Source organism: Frigoribacterium sp. CFBP 13729 (genome assembly GCF_014841875.1).
In the GTDB taxonomy this organism is placed as follows: domain Bacteria; phylum Actinomycetota; class Actinomycetes; order Actinomycetales; family Microbacteriaceae; genus Frigoribacterium.
On the sequence record NZ_JACYUR010000003.1, the window covers coordinates 304,019 to 321,726 of the forward strand.

Annotated in this window: 14 protein-coding genes and 1 tRNA gene; 6 read left to right on the top strand and 9 right to left on the bottom strand. The window is 70.4% G+C overall.

All coding sequences use genetic code 11. The annotated features are described in order from the left end of the window. Nucleotides 1–20: 20 nt before the first annotated feature. From IFT77_RS11840 to IFT77_RS11850, 3 genes are all read left to right on the top strand, one after another. Complete coding sequence (locus IFT77_RS11840; protein ID WP_192170087.1) at nt 21–956, top strand: TIR domain-containing protein; 936 nt, start codon at nt 21–23, stop codon at nt 954–956. Nucleotides 957–1,017: 61 nt separating this feature from the next. Beyond that, entirely contained in the window at nt 1,018–1,278 is a 261-nt protein-coding gene (locus tag IFT77_RS11845; RefSeq protein WP_192170088.1) for a hypothetical protein, read from the top strand. A gap of 70 nt (nt 1,279–1,348) precedes the next feature. Then, nucleotides 1,349–2,359, top strand: coding sequence for a hypothetical protein (locus tag IFT77_RS11850; RefSeq protein WP_192170089.1), 1,011 nt, complete (start codon nt 1,349–1,351; stop codon nt 2,357–2,359). Between the two features lie 196 nt (nt 2,360–2,555). Here the strand turns inward: IFT77_RS11850 and IFT77_RS11855 are convergent. Continuing rightward, a tRNA-Ser gene (locus IFT77_RS11855) sits at nt 2,556–2,646 on the bottom strand. A 214-nt stretch (nt 2,647–2,860) separates the two neighbouring features. Between IFT77_RS11855 and IFT77_RS11860 the strand changes: the two genes are divergently transcribed. Then, nucleotides 2,861–3,736, top strand: a complete 876-nt coding sequence (locus IFT77_RS11860; RefSeq protein WP_192040555.1) for an SGNH/GDSL hydrolase family protein — start codon at nt 2,861–2,863, stop codon at nt 3,734–3,736. A gap of 101 nt (nt 3,737–3,837) precedes the next feature. Here IFT77_RS11860 and IFT77_RS17500 read toward each other — a convergent pair whose 3' ends face one another. Then, nucleotides 3,838–6,375, bottom strand: a complete 2,538-nt coding sequence (locus IFT77_RS17500; protein ID WP_192170090.1) for an Ig-like domain repeat protein — start codon at nt 6,373–6,375, stop codon at nt 3,838–3,840. A 313-nt stretch (nt 6,376–6,688) separates the two neighbouring features. Between IFT77_RS17500 and radA the strand changes: the two genes are divergently transcribed. Further along, on the top strand, nt 6,689–8,053 hold the full coding sequence (gene radA / locus IFT77_RS11870; protein ID WP_192170091.1) for a DNA repair protein RadA: 1,365 nt from the start codon (nt 6,689–6,691) through the stop codon (nt 8,051–8,053). Between the two features lie 151 nt (nt 8,054–8,204). Here the strand turns inward: radA and IFT77_RS11875 are convergent, their stop codons facing one another. The 4 genes from IFT77_RS11875 to IFT77_RS11890 form a co-directional block, all read right to left on the bottom strand. Beyond that, nucleotides 8,205–8,663 (bottom strand): dehydrogenase, encoded by a 459-nt coding sequence (locus IFT77_RS11875; RefSeq protein ID WP_192170092.1) that lies wholly within the window; start codon nt 8,661–8,663, stop codon nt 8,205–8,207. Nucleotides 8,664–8,666: 3 nt separating this feature from the next. After that, complete coding sequence (locus IFT77_RS11880; RefSeq protein WP_192170093.1) at nt 8,667–9,332, bottom strand: hypothetical protein; 666 nt, start codon at nt 9,330–9,332, stop codon at nt 8,667–8,669. Nucleotides 9,333–9,443: 111 nt separating this feature from the next. Beyond that, nucleotides 9,444–9,980, bottom strand: a complete 537-nt coding sequence (locus IFT77_RS11885; RefSeq protein ID WP_192040550.1) for an amino-acid N-acetyltransferase — start codon at nt 9,978–9,980, stop codon at nt 9,444–9,446. Nucleotides 9,981–10,147: 167 nt separating this feature from the next. Further along, the gene (locus IFT77_RS11890) at nt 10,148–12,637 is read right to left on the bottom strand and encodes an ATP-dependent Clp protease ATP-binding subunit (protein ID WP_146902288.1); all 2,490 of its coding nucleotides are present in this window, start codon (nt 12,635–12,637) and stop codon (nt 10,148–10,150) included. Nucleotides 12,638–12,924: 287 nt separating this feature from the next. Here IFT77_RS11890 and IFT77_RS11895 point away from each other — a divergent pair, with 287 nt between their 5' ends. After that, nucleotides 12,925–13,929 carry an NAD(+)/NADH kinase gene (locus tag IFT77_RS11895; RefSeq protein WP_192040549.1) on the top strand — a complete coding sequence of 335 codons (1,005 nt, stop codon included), beginning with the start codon at nt 12,925–12,927 and terminating at the stop codon, nt 13,927–13,929. Between the two features lie 116 nt (nt 13,930–14,045). Here the strand turns inward: IFT77_RS11895 and IFT77_RS11900 are convergent, their stop codons facing one another. From IFT77_RS11900 to IFT77_RS11910, 3 genes are all read right to left on the bottom strand, one after another. Continuing rightward, nucleotides 14,046–14,984 (bottom strand): serine protein kinase RIO, encoded by a 939-nt coding sequence (locus IFT77_RS11900; RefSeq protein ID WP_244638745.1) that lies wholly within the window; start codon nt 14,982–14,984, stop codon nt 14,046–14,048. A 307-nt stretch (nt 14,985–15,291) separates the two neighbouring features. After that, nucleotides 15,292–15,783 carry a hypothetical protein gene (locus tag IFT77_RS11905; protein WP_192040548.1) on the bottom strand — a complete coding sequence of 164 codons (492 nt, stop codon included), beginning with the start codon at nt 15,781–15,783 and terminating at the stop codon, nt 15,292–15,294. 810 nt (nt 15,784–16,593) lie between these two features. Beyond that, nucleotides 16,594–17,619, bottom strand: coding sequence for a sigma-70 family RNA polymerase sigma factor (locus IFT77_RS11910; RefSeq protein ID WP_192040547.1), 1,026 nt, complete (start codon nt 17,617–17,619; stop codon nt 16,594–16,596). Between the last annotated feature and the right edge of the window lie 89 nt (nt 17,620–17,708).

Consider the following 17,708-nt stretch of genomic DNA (forward strand, 5'->3'; position numbering starts at 1 on the left):
CCGGACTCTAGACTCCGAGCATGCCTCGTGTTGACCCTTTGCAAAATGCCATCGCCGCGTACGCAGCCGACAAGTGGACGGACACAGACTGGCGGGTGTTCGGCCGCGAGACCGGCACGAGCGACATCATTGACGCACACCCACGCCTGTACCGTTCCCTCGGGTTCGGCGATGACGATTACCCCGACGCCGCAGCGGAAGTGGTGCGTCAGATTCTTGCGTCCGAAGCGGTCGAAGAAGACTCCGGCGAGGCAGGGCGCATGGAGCTCTTCGCGGATTCGATGCCAGACCTGCCTACCTGGACCGAGAACAGCGCACCTGCTCGCACAAGGAGGCTCTTCCAGGACTACCTGGAAGCGCGCGATGCATCAGAAATCCCCACTCAATGGCAGGTTGAATCGGCGCCCGAACGCGAAGCTGATCCCGATACCTGGGTGACAGAACCCTCGACGCCGATGCCGCCGCACGAGTGGACGGAGGACGCCGTGACGGATCGCCCAGCACCCGCGACGCAGGTCCCGTCGATCTTCATCGTGCATGGCCACGATGAAGCGGCGTTGAACTCGATACGGATTTACGTCCATAAGGTCACCGGTCTCATGCCTATATCGCTGGCGGAAGAGGCTGGCAGGGGGCAGACCATCATTGAGAAGTTCGATGCGATCGGAGCAGAGGCATCGTTCGTGATCGTCCTGCTGACCCCGGACGACGTGGGTCAGGCGAACGCGGCATTCCAGGCGAAGATCGCCCCCGATCCTCGCGCGCGGCAGAACGTTGTCCTTGAGCTCGGGTACTTCATCGGGAAGATTGGCCGCGAGAGCGTCGTCGTCGTTGACGCCGACGTGGAGCGCCCATCCGACCTAGCTGGCCTGAGCTATGTTCAGTACCCGGGCTCGAACTGGAAGGACTCCCTTCGAACAGAGTTGAACGCCGCAGGCCTCATCCGCACTCCGTAGGTCTTAGCAGCAGCGGCTCAGCGACTGACGCGAGCGGATGCGCGAGGCCGGCGAACGGAGGGTGCGCGGCCTCGCAGCTCAGAACTACATCTTCACGATGATGCTCGTGTCAGCGAACCTGCGTCGCCTCGCGACGTTCGTGCGCGAGCCAGCCGAAGGCCGCGAGTACGTCGAGACTCACAAGAACCGGGTGTCGAACTACCACCGCTTCTACCGGGCACCCGAGATCGAGCGCGGGATGACGAAGAAGAGAAGCGCGAGGCCGCGAGGGAGAAGTAAAAGCCTTAAGCCATGCGACGACCACGCGAGCCTGAAGGGCTGAGATGCGCCCCGAGCAACTCGGAGTCGCACGCCTAGCCTTGAAAACGACATGTCCTCACTACGCTTAGGGCATGAGCGAGGTCACATTCCTGAACCAGCAAGAACCGATTGACGAGTACGGGCGGGCGCTAGCCGCGGTCGGACGGTCTGTGCTGCGTGCGCTCCTGGATTCCTTGAGCGTCGCAGACCTAACGGACGTCAACGCCGAAGCAGGCGAAGTTACGATGCGCCAGTTGGCCAAGGTGGTTCGGATCGACCGAGATAAGGGAATGCAGGGAGATGGCTTTGAATGGGCCGTCCACGAAGCAATAGTTGGCGGGGAACCTCGAGTCACGGAACCAGTTGCCGCCGCTCTGGCGAAGGCGTCTCCAACCTTCAAGTCAATGAGTGACCCGACGTCGCTTCTCTTTGGTTACGAACGGGCCAAGTACCTTGGCTTCTTGGAAGCGACCGTAAAAGCGGCTGGTAGCGAGGCGGTACTTCTACCCGACGGCCAGGGCCATCCGTTCGCCTTTGGCCCGTGGGTGTCAGTAGCTGCCGAGGGAAAGTCCGCGGAAGCCCGCCTTAAGGACCGCATCAAGAGCGTATGGAAGACAGACATCTTCCTAAGCGATCAAGAAGAGTTGCGGTACGCCGCCGCGACAATCAAGAGCAATCACACGCTTCTTGAAGCAGGACCTGGGTTGCGAATCGGCATTGTTCCCGAGGCCACCAATCTTGCGCCTGGCACTCATCGACGAGAGGGCCTCTGGCTCGCGGTTCTACCCGATCGAGACGGCTTCATGGCCTTGTTTCATGACGGCTTCCAGGCGGTAGCTGAAGCCATGGACACACTGGGCAAGATGAGCCGAGGCAAGTACTACATGAAGCCATCGGTATCTGGTCAAAAAATGCAGGCGCAGCTCGAGAAGTACCCCACTGCCAAAGTCGTCGATGTAGTCGATGCGCTGAATGAAATCGCGCAGCAACAACTTGTTGGGGTGTCGACAAAGATGGTCTCAGTTCAAGCACCCGACTGGCTTTCCCTCAAGGAAAAGGCCCCCAAGGTGATTGCTCCCCGACCCTCCTTCGAGCCCCTATGAGGCCCCAGGCTTCCAAGATGCGCGCCACGACGCCCTGTCTCTCCGCGTGGCCTTGAGACCCGTCCGCTGTCTAGCCACATCGTCGCCTTAGGCAACAACAGCCCGCATCGACGGCGAAAGCCCCCAGCTCTAGCTGGGGGCTTTCTTCGGAACTGAGTTTCGCGAACATACTGCTTGAGTTTCGCGAACAGCCCCGTGGCGGTACCGGTGGGATTTGAACCCACGGTGGAGTCAACCCCCACACATGTTTTCGAGACATGATCCTTCGGCCGCTCGGACACGGTACCGGGGGAGAGCTTAGTACATCCGCGCCCTCGTGTCGAAACCCGCCTCAGGCCACCGTGAACCGGCAAGGAGTGCTGCCCCGAGGCCGGCAGCGAGCGCTTCGTGACGGTTCACCGCGCCTCCTCGAGAGGCCGCAGATCGACCGCCGCGAGCCCAGCGAGGTCGATCTGGGGACTCTCGCGGCTCCGACCTGACCGCCGGGCGTACGCTCCCCGCATGCCCACCCGTCACCCCCTCGCCTTCTTCTCCGGAGTCGGCGTCACCCTCGCCGCGGGCGGGGCCCTCTTCGCCGTCTGGCGTCGCGCCCTCCGCAGCCAGCGCTCCGCCGCCGCGACCCTGAACGACCTGCTTCCGGTGCACTCCGCCTGGTGGCGCGACCGCTTCGACCGCAAGGGCAAGCTGCTCTACGTCGCTCTCGGCGACTCGACCGCGCAGGGCATCGGGGCGTCGAGCCCGGCGCGCAGCTACGTGGGCAGGTTGTCGGTGCGGGTCCGGCACGCGACCCGCACCTCCGTCCGGGTCGTCAACCTCAGCGTCAGCGGAGCCACCACGTGGCTCTGCCGCAAGGACCAGCTGCCCAAGCTCGAGAAGTACCAGCCCGACATCGTCACGGTCGCCATCGGTGCGAACGACATCATCGACTTCGACGCCGAGACGTTCGAGCGCAACCTGCGGCACATCTACGAGGCGCTGCCGAGCCACGCGATCGTCGCCGACCTGCCGACGATGTGGATCCCCGAGCGCGAGCACCACATCGCCGAGGCGAACGCGATCGTGCGGCGCCTCGCCGACGAGCTCGGCCTGACCGTCGCACCCCTCTACGACACGACGCGCAAGCAGGGGCTCGTGCGGACGTTCCGCAACTCGGCGGGCGACCTGTTCCACCCGAACGACCGCGGCTACCGCGTCTGGGCCAGCGCCTTCGAGCCGGCCATCGCCGCCCGCGTCGCGCGGATCGCTGCCGACCACGCCGTGACGGACGCCGACGCCAGCGTGCACGACGCCGCGACCGCGGGCTCGACGGCCCGCACCGCCGAGCGTGCGGCCGCCCGCGCCTCGGCCCGCGGCACGGAGACGCTGCCCCGCCGCTGACCCGCCGCTGACCCGGGTCGCGACGACCCCCGCGCCCCGAGGCCGCGGGACCGGGCCCGCCGTCAGGCCGTGCCTGGTCCCGGCAGCCGAGGAGGCGCCTCCTACCGGACCGTCAGCGTCGCGGCCTTCGAGGTGCTCCCGCCGACGTTCGGGGTGCCCGAGTACACGACGACGATCGGGTAGGTCCCCGGCTTGCGGAACGCCGGCACCGCGAGGGTGACCTTGCCCGCGGAGGCCGCGGTCAGCGTCGCCGTGCCGATCGTGGTCGAGCCCGACTTGAGGGCGACCGTGCCCGTCGGGGCAGCCACCCCCGGCACCGTGACCGTGACGGTCGCCCGCGACGTCAGCACCTTCGAGACGGGGGCCGTCGGCAGCGAGACGGCGGCCGTCGAGGGGGCCTTCGTCACCGAGAACGACTGCGTCGCGCTCGTGGACGGCAGGGCCGCCGCGGCCGACGGCGTGAAGTCGGCGACGAGCCGGTGCGAGCCGGCCCTGGTGCTCGCGGGGGCGACCCACGACGCCGATCCTCCGGTCAGGGCCACCTCGGCGGCGGCGACGCCGTCGAGGCGGAACACGACCGTGCCCGTCGCGGCGCTGCCGGCGATCGGGTCGACGGAGGCGGTGGCCGTCACCCGGCCGGACGAGGCGTGCACCTGGGTGGCCGAGTCGAGGCGGAGCGTCGTGCTGGTCGAGGCCTTGTCCACCGTGACGACGACGGTCGACGAGGTCGAGGCTGCCTGGTCGGCGCCCGCTGGCGCGAACGTGGCCCGCAGCGAATGGACGCCCGGCTGCAGCGAGGCAGGGAGGCGGAAGGCCGCCGTGCCGTCCTGGGCGATCGGCACCGTGGCGAGCGTCGTCGTCCCGTCGAGCACCGCCACCGAACCGGACGGCTTCGCGCCTCCTGCGACCGCGACCGTCGCGGTGAGGGTCGCCGTCGTCGACGAGCCCCACGTCTGGCGCGCGCGGTCGGCGCGGAGGGCCGTCGTCGTCGCAGCCGTCTCCTGCTTCGGCGCGGGTCGGCCCGCGGTGTCGCCCACGGGCGCGGTCCCCGTCGGCGTGCCGCCGGCGAGGCTCACGTCGAGCACGGCCCCGCCCGAGGGCGAGGTCGAGGTCGAGCGGACCGTCACGGTGAAGCCCCCGCCGGTGCTGGTGAAGCTCTCACCGGCGTCGAGGTGCGTGTCCCGGCGCGTCAGGTCGCCCGCCTTCACGGGTCCGGCGGCCACGACGGCCGTCGAGACCGACGAGCCGAACAGCGGCATCGCGCGCAGCACGCGCACCTCGCCGACGGCACGGTCGCCGTTGAGGGCGCAGCGCACCAGCGTCGTGTCGAGGGAGGAGCACCGCGGCGACGCGCCCCGGAACTCGGCGCTCGTCGCGTCACGGCCGCTCGCGGTGCGGTACTCGACCCAGTAGGTGTCGCCGCTCAGCGGGTCGACGACCTGCACGGCCCGGCCACCGGCGGTGGTCGCCGCGCCGTCGAGCGCGCCGACCGTCACCTGCTGCCGGGTGCCCGGCTCGCGGAGCGTCGTGGCGTCGACCTGGAAGCCGGCGCGGAGGCGCTGCGGCGTCGAGAGGTGCGGTCGCGCACCCGAGACCGAGTAGCCCATGATGTCGAGGAAGTCCGCGTACTCCTCGACCGGGCACGCCACCGAGGTGTCGGTGTCCGCCGCGTGCGCGAAGTCCGAGAGGGGCGCGTCGACCGTGGTGGAGCTGCGGCACATCCCGGCGCCGGCGTGGCCGAAGCCGAGGTTGTGGCCGAACTCGTGCATCAGCACGGGGACGCCGAGCGCGGTGTCGGTGCCGACCGAGCTGAAGATCTCGCCGCCGCCGCCGCCGACGGTGCCGAACGCGGCCGAGCCGCAGGTCTCGCGGGTCAGGACGAGGAGGTGGTTGTCCGTACCGGCCCAGCGGTACGAGGCGAAGGCGCCGCCGAACGCGGTCGTGTGCACCGAGTCGAGCACGGCCGACGGGTCGCACGTGCTCCTCGACAGCGACGTGCGCTCGATCCCGCCGAGACGCACGTCGACGGTGCCGCCCGACTCCTCCCACCAGAAGTCGTGCAGCTGCTGGATCGCGGTCGTGACGGACGCGTCGTCGGGCGGGGTCGCGGCGTCGTCGGCGGTGGTCGTCGTGACGGTCGCGATGCTCACCGAGACACGGTGGACGACGGCGACGGGAGCGGCCTGGGCCGACTGCGTCGGCTGCTGCGCGCCGCCTCCCTCGACCGCCGTCTGCTCGATGACCTCGGCCTCGCGAGCCTCGACCTCCGCCGCCTCGGCGTGCAGGTGCGGCGCCGTGACGGGGGTGGAGGGGACGGCGATCATGTCGTCGGTGAGGTCGGGCGCGGCGGGGGTGCCGGCGGCCCGCGCACCGGACTCGTCGGGGACCGCGGGCACGTCCGGGACCGCTGCCGCCGACGTCGCCGCCGGCCCGTCGGACGCGGTCGGCGCGGACGTCGTCGTGGGGGCGGCGGTCGGTGCAGGCGTCTCCGTGGGGACGGCGGTCGGCGCGGACGTCGCCGTGGGGGCGCCGGTCGGGTCGACGGCCGCGTACACCGACTGCCCGTCGACGAGGCCGCCGGTGACGATGACGGCCGCGACGAGCACGGCGGACGCACGGATGAAACGAGGGGTGGGCACAGCGGACTCCAGTCGTGCGGGGAGCTGCGCGGTCGTCGGGACCGCACGCTCGTGAGCGCGGGGTCGTCGGGACCGCGCGCTCGTCGACGCGGGGTCGTCGGGACCCCGCGCACGTCGCGCGGTCGTCGGGACCGCGCGCACGTCGCACGGTCGTCGGGACCGTGCGTTCACCGCAAGTTCGATGCAAACACAGGGACTTCACCCCCCGAGCCCCCCACAACGGGTCCAGTTCGCTCTCCGGACACGGTGCGCGCCCCCACAACGGGGCCGAGGAGGCGCCCCCGCTGTCGGACGTCCCACCTAGGCTCGCAGCATGCCTCGCCCCACCACCCCGCCCTTCCGCTGCACCGAGTGCGGCTGGACCAGCCTCAAGTGGGCCGGTCGCTGCGGCGAGTGCCAGCGCTGGGGCACCGTGGTCGACGTCACGTCGGCGCTCGTGAGCACCCGGGGCACCGCCCCCGTGCCGGTCGGCGGCGACCGGGTGGCGCGTCCCATCACGCAGGTCGAGGCCGGGGCCGTCGCCTCGTGGCCGAGCGGCATCGCCGAGTTCGACCGCGTCCTCGGCGGCGGCATCGTGCCGGGCGCGGCCATCCTGCTCAGCGGCGAGCCCGGGGTCGGCAAGTCGACGCTGCTGCTCGAGGTCGCCTCGCGGGCTGCCGCGACCGGCGCCCGCGTGCTCTACGTGACCGCAGAGGAGAGCGCGCAGCAGGTGCGGATGCGGGCGCAGCGCACCGGGGCGATGCACGACGACCTGTTCCTGGCGGCCGAGGTCGACCTCGCCGTGATCCTCGGGCAGATCGAGCAGGTCGACCCGCAGCTCGTCATCGTCGACTCGGTGCAGACGGTCTCGTCGTCGTCGATCGACGGGATCGCCGGTGGCACGTCGCAGGTCCGTGAGGTCGCGTCGACGCTCATCCGCGTCAGCAAAGACAGGAACCTGCCGGTGCTGCTGGTGGGGCACGTGACGAAGGACGGCACGATCGCCGGCCCGCGCCTCCTCGAGCACCTGGTCGACGTCGTGTGCCAGTTCGAGGGCGACCGGCAGACCTCGCTCCGGTTCATCCGGGCGCACAAGAACCGCTTCGGGCCCACCGACGAGGTCGGCTGCTTCGAGATGACGGGCGACGGCATCGCCGAGGTCGCCGACCCCAGCGGGCTCTTCATGTCGCGCAGCGGCACCCCGGTCAGCGGCACCTGCATCACGATCGCGATGGAGGGGCGGCGTGCGCTGCCCGTCGAGGTCCAAGCGCTGATCGTCGCCAGCAGCACTCCCCAGCCCCGACGGGTCGTCAACGGCGTCGACTCCTCGCGAGTGGCGATGTTGCTCGCCGTGCTCGAACGGCGGGCGGGCATCCGCCTCGGCGACACCGACGTCTACGTGTCGACCGTCGGCGGCATCAAGATCACCGAGCCGGGGGCCGACCTGGCGATCGCGCTGGCCCTCGCGAGCGCCAGCCGCGACGTCAGCTACCCGCACACCATGGCAGCGGTGGGCGAGATCAGCCTGGCGGGCGAGATCCGGCCGGTGTCGTCGCCGAGGCAACGAGCGAGCGAGGCGGGCCGGCTGGGCTTCAGCCAGCTCGTCGACGCCGAGTCGGGCAACCTGCGCGAGGCGCTGCGCCGCGCCTTCAGCGCGGCCAGCACGCCTCGTGAGCGCGAGCTCGACGGCGCCTTCTAGGCGCCGCGCCGCTTCGCCGCCTCCCGCGGCCCGGCCCGGCCCGGCTCACGAGCTGCTCGCAAAACACCCGTAAAGGGACAAAATACCCTCGGGCCCGCGGGTGTTTTGTCCCTTTACGGGTGTATCTCCAGCGCGCCTGCGCCGGCGCCTGCTACTTCAGGGCCTTGAGCAGGTCCTCGGGGGCGGCGGCCATGGTGTGCGGCCCGGCGATGTCGAAGAAGACCTGTTCGAGCACGTCGAGGTGCACCTCCATGAACGCGCGCAGCGCGTCGGAGTCGTAGAGCATCACCTCCAGGTCGGGGTCGTCCGGGACCATCGCGGCGTACGCCTCCGCCGAGGAGAAGAGCAGCAGGATCCGCTTGTCGGTGTTCTCACGGCCGAAGACGCGCACCTGCTCGGCGGCGACGGAGACGGGCTCGGCCGAGTCCGCGTCCGCGTCCGCTGCGGAGTCGGCCGCGTCAGCACCGTCGGCCTCGGCATCAGCGCGCGGGACCACGAGCTTCGGCACGACGACCACGTCGTGCCGCAGGGCGAACGCGACGGCGGCGACGTCCTGGCTGGCCAGGGCCAGCTCGAGCGCCTCGGAACGGGGGGAAGCAGCTTCGGTCATCGCTCAGTTCAGGATCATGGGGGCGGTGTCGGCCGACGTGATGTCGCCGACGCTGACGGTCAGGCGGTACGTCGCGCCTCCTGCGGGCACGGCCTGCCGGGAGTCCGCGTCGCAGGTGTCGGTCGTCGACCGCGTCCTGTCCCAGGCGATGGCCGGGGTCGAGAGGGTCTGGCCGGCGGTGAGGGTCACGTCCTGGTCGGTGGGGTCGACCTGGCAGTCGGCGGACGACCACCACTGCTCCTCGCCGCTGGTCACGACGAGCTTCTGCTGGCCCGAGCCGAGGTTGATCACGCAGTCCGACGAGCCGGTGTTGGTCACCGACATCGAGATCTGCGGCAGCTCGGTGGGGGCGAACACCTGCTTGTCGACGACGGGGACGAGCTCGATGGCGGTCGCGGCGCAGCGGGCCCCGTCCTCGGCCGTGGCCTCCGTCGACGACGGATCGGGGGTCGCGTCGGCGGCCGGTGCGGTCGCGGCCGCCGAGGGCGCCGGGTCGGCGGCGGGGGTGCTGGTGGCCGCGGCACCGGGCTCGTCGCCCGAGGCGACGGGCCGCACGACGATCAGCACGACGACGACGATCGCGACGACCAGGCCGAGCAGCACGAGGGCTCGGCGACGCCAGTACACCGAGGGCGGCTGCGGGCCGGTCGGATTCGTGAACGTCGACATGCGCACAGGTTAAGTGCTGGCCACCGCCCTGCGGCGGACGCTGGCGGCGTGTGGGCCTGGGAACTTCTGCCGAGCACGCAGGAGGCGGGCGTGCGGCCGGGCGGGACGCGGTCAGTCCGCGAGCGGCGGCAGCGCCTTGAGCATGCGCGAGTTGCCGAGGGTGTTCGGCTTGACCCGGGCCAGGTCGAGGAACTCGGCGACGCCCTCGTCGGTCGAGCGGACGAGCTCGGCGTAGACCTCGGGCGGCACGAGCCCGTCGTCGCCCACGTTGAGGTAGTCGTGCTTCTCGAAGAAGTCGACCTCGAAGGTGAGGCAGAACAGACGGCCGATCTCGAGGCGCCGGGCGGCGCCCTCCAATGAGTCGAGGAGGCGGTGGCCGACTCCCCGGCGGATCCAGGCCGGGTCGAGGGCGAGCGTCCGGATCTCGGCGAGGTCGTCCCACATGACGTGCAGCGCCCCGCAGCCGACGGGCACCCCGTCGGGGCCGACGGCGATCTGGAACTCCTGCACGTCGCCGTAGAGGGTGACGAGGTCCTTGCCGAGCAGGATCCGCTTCTGCACGAAGGGCTCGCAGAGGCGCTGGATGTGCGGCACGTCGCTGACGACGGCGTCGCGGACGGTGATGCCGTGCTGGTCCGCGGAGGTCATCCCCCGAGCCTACCCAGCCGGGGGCTCCCGCGACGGGCCGTCCCGGGGAGCCGGCCCGCGCCTCCTCGTCGACCGCCCGGCGCACGCGAGAGGGCGGCCCGGCCGGAGCCGGACCGCCCTCTCAGCGGATCACGGGGAGCTGACGCTCCCGACGAGCTGGCTCGCGCCTAGCTCTCGATCTCGGGCACGTCGCCCACGAGCACCTCGTCGCGGCCCGGCTGGCGGGTCGTCGTGAAGACGAACTCGCCGTCGACCCAGTCGACCAGCACGTGGTCGCCGGCCGTCAGGTCGCCCGTGAGGATGCGCTCGGACAGGCGGTCCTCCACCTCGTGCTGGATCGCACGACGCAGCGGACGAGCACCCAGGGCCGGGTCGAACCCGATCTTGATGAGCTGCTCCTTGGCGGGCACCGTCAGCATGGCCGTCATGTCGCGGTCGAGCAGACGGTCGCTCAGGCGCTTGATGAACAGGTCGACGATCTGGAGCAGCTCGGGGTTCGACAGCTGCGGGAACACGATGGTGTCGTCCACGCGGTTGAGGAACTCGGGCTTGAAGTGCTTCTTCAGCTCCTCGTTGACCTTGGCGCGCATGCGGTCGTAGCCGGTCGCGGTGTCGCCCTCGATCTGGAAGCCGACGGGACCGCCGGCGATGCCCTTCGAGCCCAGGTTGGTCGTCATGATGATGACCGTGTTCTTGAAGTCGACCACGCGGCCCTGGCCGTCGGTGAGGCGTCCTTCTTCGAGCACCTGCAGCAGCGAGTTGAAGATGTCCGGGTGGGCCTTCTCGATCTCGTCGAAGAGGACCACGGAGAACGGCTTGCGGCGCACCTTCTCGGTGAGCTGGCCGCCCTCCTCGAAGCCGACGAACCCGGGAGGGGCACCGAAGAGCCGCGAGACGGTGTGCTTCTCGCCGAACTCCGACATGTCGAGGCTGATCAGCGCGCCCTCGTCGTCGAAGAGGAACTCGGCGAGCGCCTTGGCCAGCTCGGTCTTGCCGACGCCCGTGGGGCCGGCGAAGATGAACGACCCGGAGGGGCGGTTCGGGTCCTTGAGGCCGGCGCGCGTGCGGCGGATGGTCTTGGACAGGGCCGCGATGGCCTCCTCCTGACCGATGACGCGCTGGTGCAGGGCCTGCTCCATGAAGACGAGACGCGAGGTCTCCTCCTCGGTGAGCTTGAAGACGGGGATGCCCGTCGCCTGGGCCAGCACCTCGGCGATGATGCCCTCGTCGACGGTTCCGCCGGCTCCGGCCTCGCCCGAGCGCCACTGCTTCTCGAGACGGAGACGCTCGCCGAGCAGCTTCTTCTCCTCGTCGCGCAGCGAGGCGGCCTTCTCGAAGTCCTGGTCCTCGATCGCGCCCTCCTTCTGGGCGCGGACGCCGGCGATGCGCTCGTCGAACTCGCGCAGCTCGGGCGGTGCGGACAGGATCGAGAGGCGGAGGCGGGCGCCGGCCTCGTCGATCAGGTCGATCGCCTTGTCGGGCAGGAACCGGTCGCTGACGTAGCGGTCGGCCAGGTTCGCCGCCGACACGATGGCGCCGTCGGTGATCGAGACCTTGTGGAACGCCTCGTACTTGTCGCGGAGGCCCTTGAGGATGTTGATCGTGTGGGGCAGCGACGGCTCGTTGACCTGCACCGACTGGAAGCGTCGCTCGAGGGCGGCGTCCTTCTCGAAGTGCTTGCGGTACTCGTCGAGCGTCGTGGCGCCGATCGTCTGCAGCTCGCCTCGCGCCAGCAAGGGCTTGAGGATCGACGCGGCGTCGATCGCGCCCTCGGCGGCACCCGCACCGACGAGGGTGTGGATCTCGTCGATGAAGACGATGATGTCGCCGCGGGTGCGGATCTCCTTGGTGACCTTCTTCAGGCGCTCCTCGAAGTCACCGCGGTAGCGGCTGCCGGCGATCAGCGAGCCGAGGTCGAGCGAGTAGAGCTGCTTGTCCTTGAGCGTCTCGGGCACCTCGCCCTTGACGATGGCCTGCGCGAGGCCCTCGACGACGGCGGTCTTGCCGACGCCGGGCTCGCCGATCAGCACGGGGTTGTTCTTCGAGCGGCGGGAGAGGATCTGCATGACCCGCTCCATCTCCTTCTCGCGACCGATGACCGGGTCGAGCTTGTTGTCGCGCGCGGCCTGCGTCAGGTTGCGGCCGAACTGGTCGAGGACCTGGCTGCCGCCCTGCGCGCTCTGCTGCTGCTCGCCTCCGACGGCCACCGCCTCCTTGCCCTGGTAACCCGAGAGGAGCTGGATGACCTGCTGGCGGACGCGGTTGAGGTCGGCGCCGAGCTTCACGAGGACCTGGGCGGCGACGCCCTCGCCCTCGCGGATCAGGCCGAGCAGGATGTGCTCGGTGCCGATGTAGTTGTGGCCGAGCTGCAGCGCCTCGCGGAGGCTCAGCTCGAGGACCTTCTTCGCACGGGGCGTGAAGGGGATGTGGCCCGTGGGCTGCTGCTGGCCCTGGCCGATGATGTCCTGGACCTGCTCGCGCACGGCGTCGAGCGAGATGCCCAGCGACTCGAGGGCCTTGGCGGCGACGCCCTCGCCCTCGTGGATCAGCCCGAGCAGGATGTGCTCGGTGCCGATGTAGTTGTGGTTCAGCATCTTCGCCTCTTCTTGGGCGAGGACGACGACGCGACGGGCACGGTCGGTGAATCTCTCGAACATCTCTTGACTCCCTCGGTGGCGGGGTGGTCGTCGCCACCAGTACGCGGTCGACACCTGCATTCGGTGCCGGTCTACGGAGAGCGTAACCAGCGCCTCCCCCGCAGGTCATCCCTGTTCGCTGGGGGCGTGACACCCTGTGAACCAGGGGGACAGACGAGGAGGCGGGGGCCGGGTCGGCGGGCTCGGGCGCGGGAGGCGCGGGCCGGGTCGGCGGGCTCGGGCGCGGGAGGCGCGGGCCGGGTCGGCGGCGTCAGCCGGGCGACAGGGGCGCGGTCTAGCCTCGCCTCATGGGCAACCTCGTCGTCGGCCTCGTGCCGCACCCCACCAAGTCGGTCCGCGACTCCGTCGACATCCTCTGCGGGTGGAAGCAGCGCGGCGAGGTCGCCGGCGGCCACGTCCGCCTCGTCGCGCAGGCCGCCGACGAGTCGCGCATGCAGGGCGGCGTCGAGCTGATCGACGAGCAGGAGTTCCGCGACACGGTCGACGTCGTCGTGGCCCTCGGCGGCGACGGCACGATGCTCGGCGCCATGCGGCTGGTCGCCGACCGGCCCGTGCCCGTGCTCGGCGTGAACTACGGCAACGTGGGGTTCCTCGTCGAGGTCGAGCCGCACGAGCTGCCCGCCGCCCTCGAGCGGCTCGCCGCCGAGGACTTCTCGCTCGAGCCGCACCACGCCGTCGAGGTCGTGCACACCGCGTCGGGCACCGAGAACCGGTTCCTCGCGTTCAACGACGTGTCGATGGCCCGTCGCCCCGGCGAGGGCGTGGTCACGGCCGACCTCGTGCTCGACGGCACCCCCTACGGCTACTACAAGGCGGACGCCGTCGTCGTCGCGACGAGCGCCGGCTCGACCGCCTACAACTACGCCGCGGGCGGGCCGATCCTGTCGCCCGCCGTCGCGGCGACGCTGATCACGCCCGTCGCGCCGATGTCGGGCATCGACCGCTCGGTGGTGCTCGGCCCGCTCGAGCAGCTGCGGTTCCAGATCGGCAGCGGCACGCACTCGGCGGCCCTCGAGGTCGACGGCCGCGTCGTCGCCGACGTGAGCGACGGCTGCGTCGTGTCGATGTCGCTGCGGCCCGAGGCCGGCCAGGTGATCCGCCTCGACGCCGGGCGGCACGCCACCAAGGGGCGCCTGAAGCTCAGCCTGCTCGACCTGCCCCTGCGCGAGGACCAGCTGCTCGAGCTCGTGCCGAGCGACGTCCGCGCCAAGTTCAAGGCGCGCACGGCGCACCGCCGCGGGGCGGCCGGCGCCGAGGCGACCGAGGTGCTCTCGCCCACCCCGACCAGCTGAGCTGACCCTCCTGCCGGCCCGGCCCGCGCCTCCTGCAGTTCTGGTTCCGGTGAACCGTCGCGAAGTGCCGCCCGGCAGGGCTGCCGCAGCACTTCGTGACGGTTCACCGCAGCTGCCTAGCCGAAGACCTCCCCCAGGGCCTCCGCGAAGAGGTGGTCGTGCGATCGGTCGAAGCCGCGACGGGCGAACCAGTCGCAGACGTTGCGGCAGTCGCGCTCGAGCAGCTCGGCGCCCCGCGGGTTGCTCGCCACGTCGACGAGCTGCGGCACGTCGATGACGACGACGCGCCCCTCGTGCACCAGCAGGTTGTAGGCGCTGAGGTCGCCGTGGGCGAAGCCGGCACGGGCCAGGACCAGGACGATCTCGGCGACCTGCTCGAACAACGGCCGCAGGTCGGCGCCGTCGGCACGCGTCTGCGCCAGGCGGGGCGCGGCGGCCGTGCCGTCGCCGATGAACTCCATCAGCACCTCTGTGCCCGAGATCTGCACCGGGTACGGCACCGGCAGGCCGAGTGCGTGCATCCGCCCCAGGGCGTCGAACTCCGCGGCGGCCCAGAGGCCCGCCTGCACCCGGCGACCGTGGGTGGAGCCGCGCGCCATGGCGCGGCCGTCGCGGGTGTTGCGGGTGCGACGGCCTTCTCGGTACTGGGAGGAGCGGTGGAAGTCGCTCTGCTCCGGGCCGCGGTAGCGCTTGGCGGCGAGCAGCACTCTGCGGCCGCCGTCGAGGGGGCCGAGCTCGACGTCGTCGGGCACGGTGCGGTCGATGAGGAAGAGGTCCGCCTCCTTGCCCGACTTGACGACGCCGAGCTCGGTGTCGACGGCGGCGGCCGAGGTGACGAGCCAGCTCGGCCACGGACGGGGGCCGCGCTCGGTCGGCGTGGCCGCCGGCCAGGTCGACCACCGCTGGCCGTCGACGGGCTCGGCGGTGCTGAAGGCGGGGACGACGAAGTCATCGGGGATCGGGGACGAGTGCGGGGTCGGCGACGCTGAGGCCGTCGGTGGCGCCGGCAGGGTCGTGGACGGTGTGACGACGGAGTCGTCAGGGTGAGAGGACAAGCGGTTCTCCTGAGGAGGGGGCCGCTCATCGGCGTGCGCGAGGCGCAGCGTCTAGACGGCGACCCGGGTGTGAGGGGGGTTCGCGGGTGCGATGACGACGGCCATGCTCATGACCCCTCTCCTGAAGCTCCTGCGGCATGCGCTGGTGTGCGCCTGCTCGTCCGCGCCCACGGTACCGCCGCCGCGCTTCCCCCACCACCCCTTTCCTGGGCCCAATCCCCTCTCCCCCTCCCGCCACGGGCCCAGTGGTCACGAACAGTCGTTCCGGCAGCGGTGAAGGACAGAACGAGACCACTCGACGGAGTCGTCAGCCAGAGAGGACACGCCGGACCCGGCCGACGAGCTCGCGCGCAGACGCCCCCCGCAGATCGGCATCCGTGACTCGGATGGTCCGCCAACCCGCGTCGGCGAAGCGCTCCCGTCGGCGGATGTCGCGGCGCCATCGTTCCGGGTCACGTCGGTGCTCGTCGCCCTCGTACTCGATCGAGGCCCGCTCGTCCGGGTAGCGGAGGTCGGGCTTGCCGAGGTAGCGACCGGCCCCGTCGTAGGTCTTGGTGTTGATCTCGGGCTCGGGGAGTCCTGCTCGGACGAGAAGGAGGCGGAGCTCCGTCTCCTTCGGGGACTCGACGCCGATGCGCACGTGCGTGAGTGCTCGTCGGGCCGATCCGACTCCACGTGCCCGACCGCAGGCGGCGAGGTGCTCCTCGATGTCGGTCGGTGCTCGCTCCCGCGCCTCCGGCCACGGCGACCACGAACCGCAGAGGGCGTCGCCGACCGCCACGAGAGCGTCCAGGGGCAACTGCGAAGCTGCCTGCACGAACGCCGTCAAGGGGTCGACGACGGGAAGGTCCCCGAGGGTCCGAGCCGTGTCGACGCCGAGTCCGCGATGTCCGACGATGCCTTCCCGCCGAGGACCGCGCCCTGCTGAGACGGAGACGTGCAACAGGGTCGGTCCAGACGCGTCGCCGAGGACAGGGAACGAAGGGAGCGGCAGGCCCCAGATGGCGAGTGCCGTGACGTGGGAGAAGCACCATCCTGGTCGCATCCCAGGCAGGAACAGCCGAGCCACGTCCTGGACGTGACCCACCGAAGCCGCTCGGAGGGGCGCCCGGACCCCGTGGTGTGGACGGAACAGGTCCCGGCCCCGGAGTCGCTCCCGACCGAGCCCCGCATCGAGTGCCTCCGACACGGAGAAGGGCCGGGCGGACAGTGACGGAGGCAGATCGATGCGGGGCATGCGACGAGCATCGGGGCGATGTAGGGCGGGTGGCCCAGGAACGTGGACGTCCTGTGGGGACGGCGCACGCCTCGTGGGGTGTGGAGGGTTCTCCGCTCGACGTCGAGTGGTCCGTTCTCGTGCTTGCTGCGGCTGAGGGGCCCCAATTGGGACCAGTCGAGCGGAGACGCCCGGTGAGCCGGCATGCCGGGCCGTCCTGGGGTCAGATTTCGTTGTTCACGAGGAGATGAGGGCCGAATTGGGACCGCTCAGGGGCGGGAATGACGAGGGCCATCACTCGGGGGAGGGGACGACCGAGACGCCGCAACGACTGAGGGCCGCCTCCCCGGGTGGACGGGGAGGCGGCCCTCAGGCACTGCAGGTCGCGCCGGCCTACTGCAGGTACAGCTGCAGGTCCTGGCTGACGGCCTTCGCGAACATGCGGAGACGGGCACGGCTCTCGACGCGCGAGACGGCCTGGCGCGAGCTGTGCACGCGCTTCGAGATCTCGTCGAGGGTCATGGGCTGGTCGTCGTCCAGGCCGAAGCGCATGCGGATGACGCGGGCCTCGTCCTCGGGGAGCGTCGCCACGAGGGCATGCATGTCGCGGTTCAGCAGCGAGTTCTCGGTCGCGGCCGTGGGCGAGGGGGTCTCCTCGTCCTCGATGAAATCGCCGAGCTCGCTGTCCTCGGCGTCGCCGACGACAGTGTGGATCGAGACGGGCTCGTGCGAGCGCGACTTGAGCTCGACCAGGTCGGCGACCTCCATGGCGACCTCCTCGGCCACCTCCTCGACGGTGGGCGCACGGCCCAGGTCGACGGTGAGGTCGCGCTCGGCACGCGAGATGCGGTTGATGCGCTCGACCGTGTGGACGGGGATGCGGATGGCACGCGCCTTGTCGGCGAGGCCGCGGGCGATCGCCTGGCGGATCCACCAAGTGGCGTACGTCGAGAACTTGTAGCCCTGCGTGTAGTCGAACTTCTCGACTGCACGGACGAGGCCGAGGTTGCCCTCCTGGATGACGTCCATGAAGGGGAGGCCGCGCTGCGTGTAGCGCTTCGCGATGCTGACGACCAGGCGGAGGTTCGCCGTGATCATGCGGTCCTTGGCACGCTCACCGTCGTGCTGCAGCCAGCGGAGGTCGCGCATCATCTCGGCGTGCGCCTTGGTGCGGTTCTTCTTGACGGCGTCGGCGGCCTGGAGCTCCTTGAGCTTCTCGCCGGCGAACAGGCCGACCTCGATGCGACGCGCGATCTCGGTCTCTTCTGCGGCGTCGAGCAGCGGCATGCGGCCGATGTGACGCAGGTAGTCGCCGACCTGGTCGGTGGATGCACCGCGGACCTGGGACAGGACCTCGACCTCGGGCTCGTCAGTGGTGTCTGTGGTGGTGTTGCGCGTGGTGACGGATGTGATCGTCATCGTTCTCTCCCTGCTCGAGGTCTGACTGCTGTCATGTCGAATAGTTCGTGAAGCTCTTCGGCGTTGTCACAAGTCTGGCGCGGGGCAGG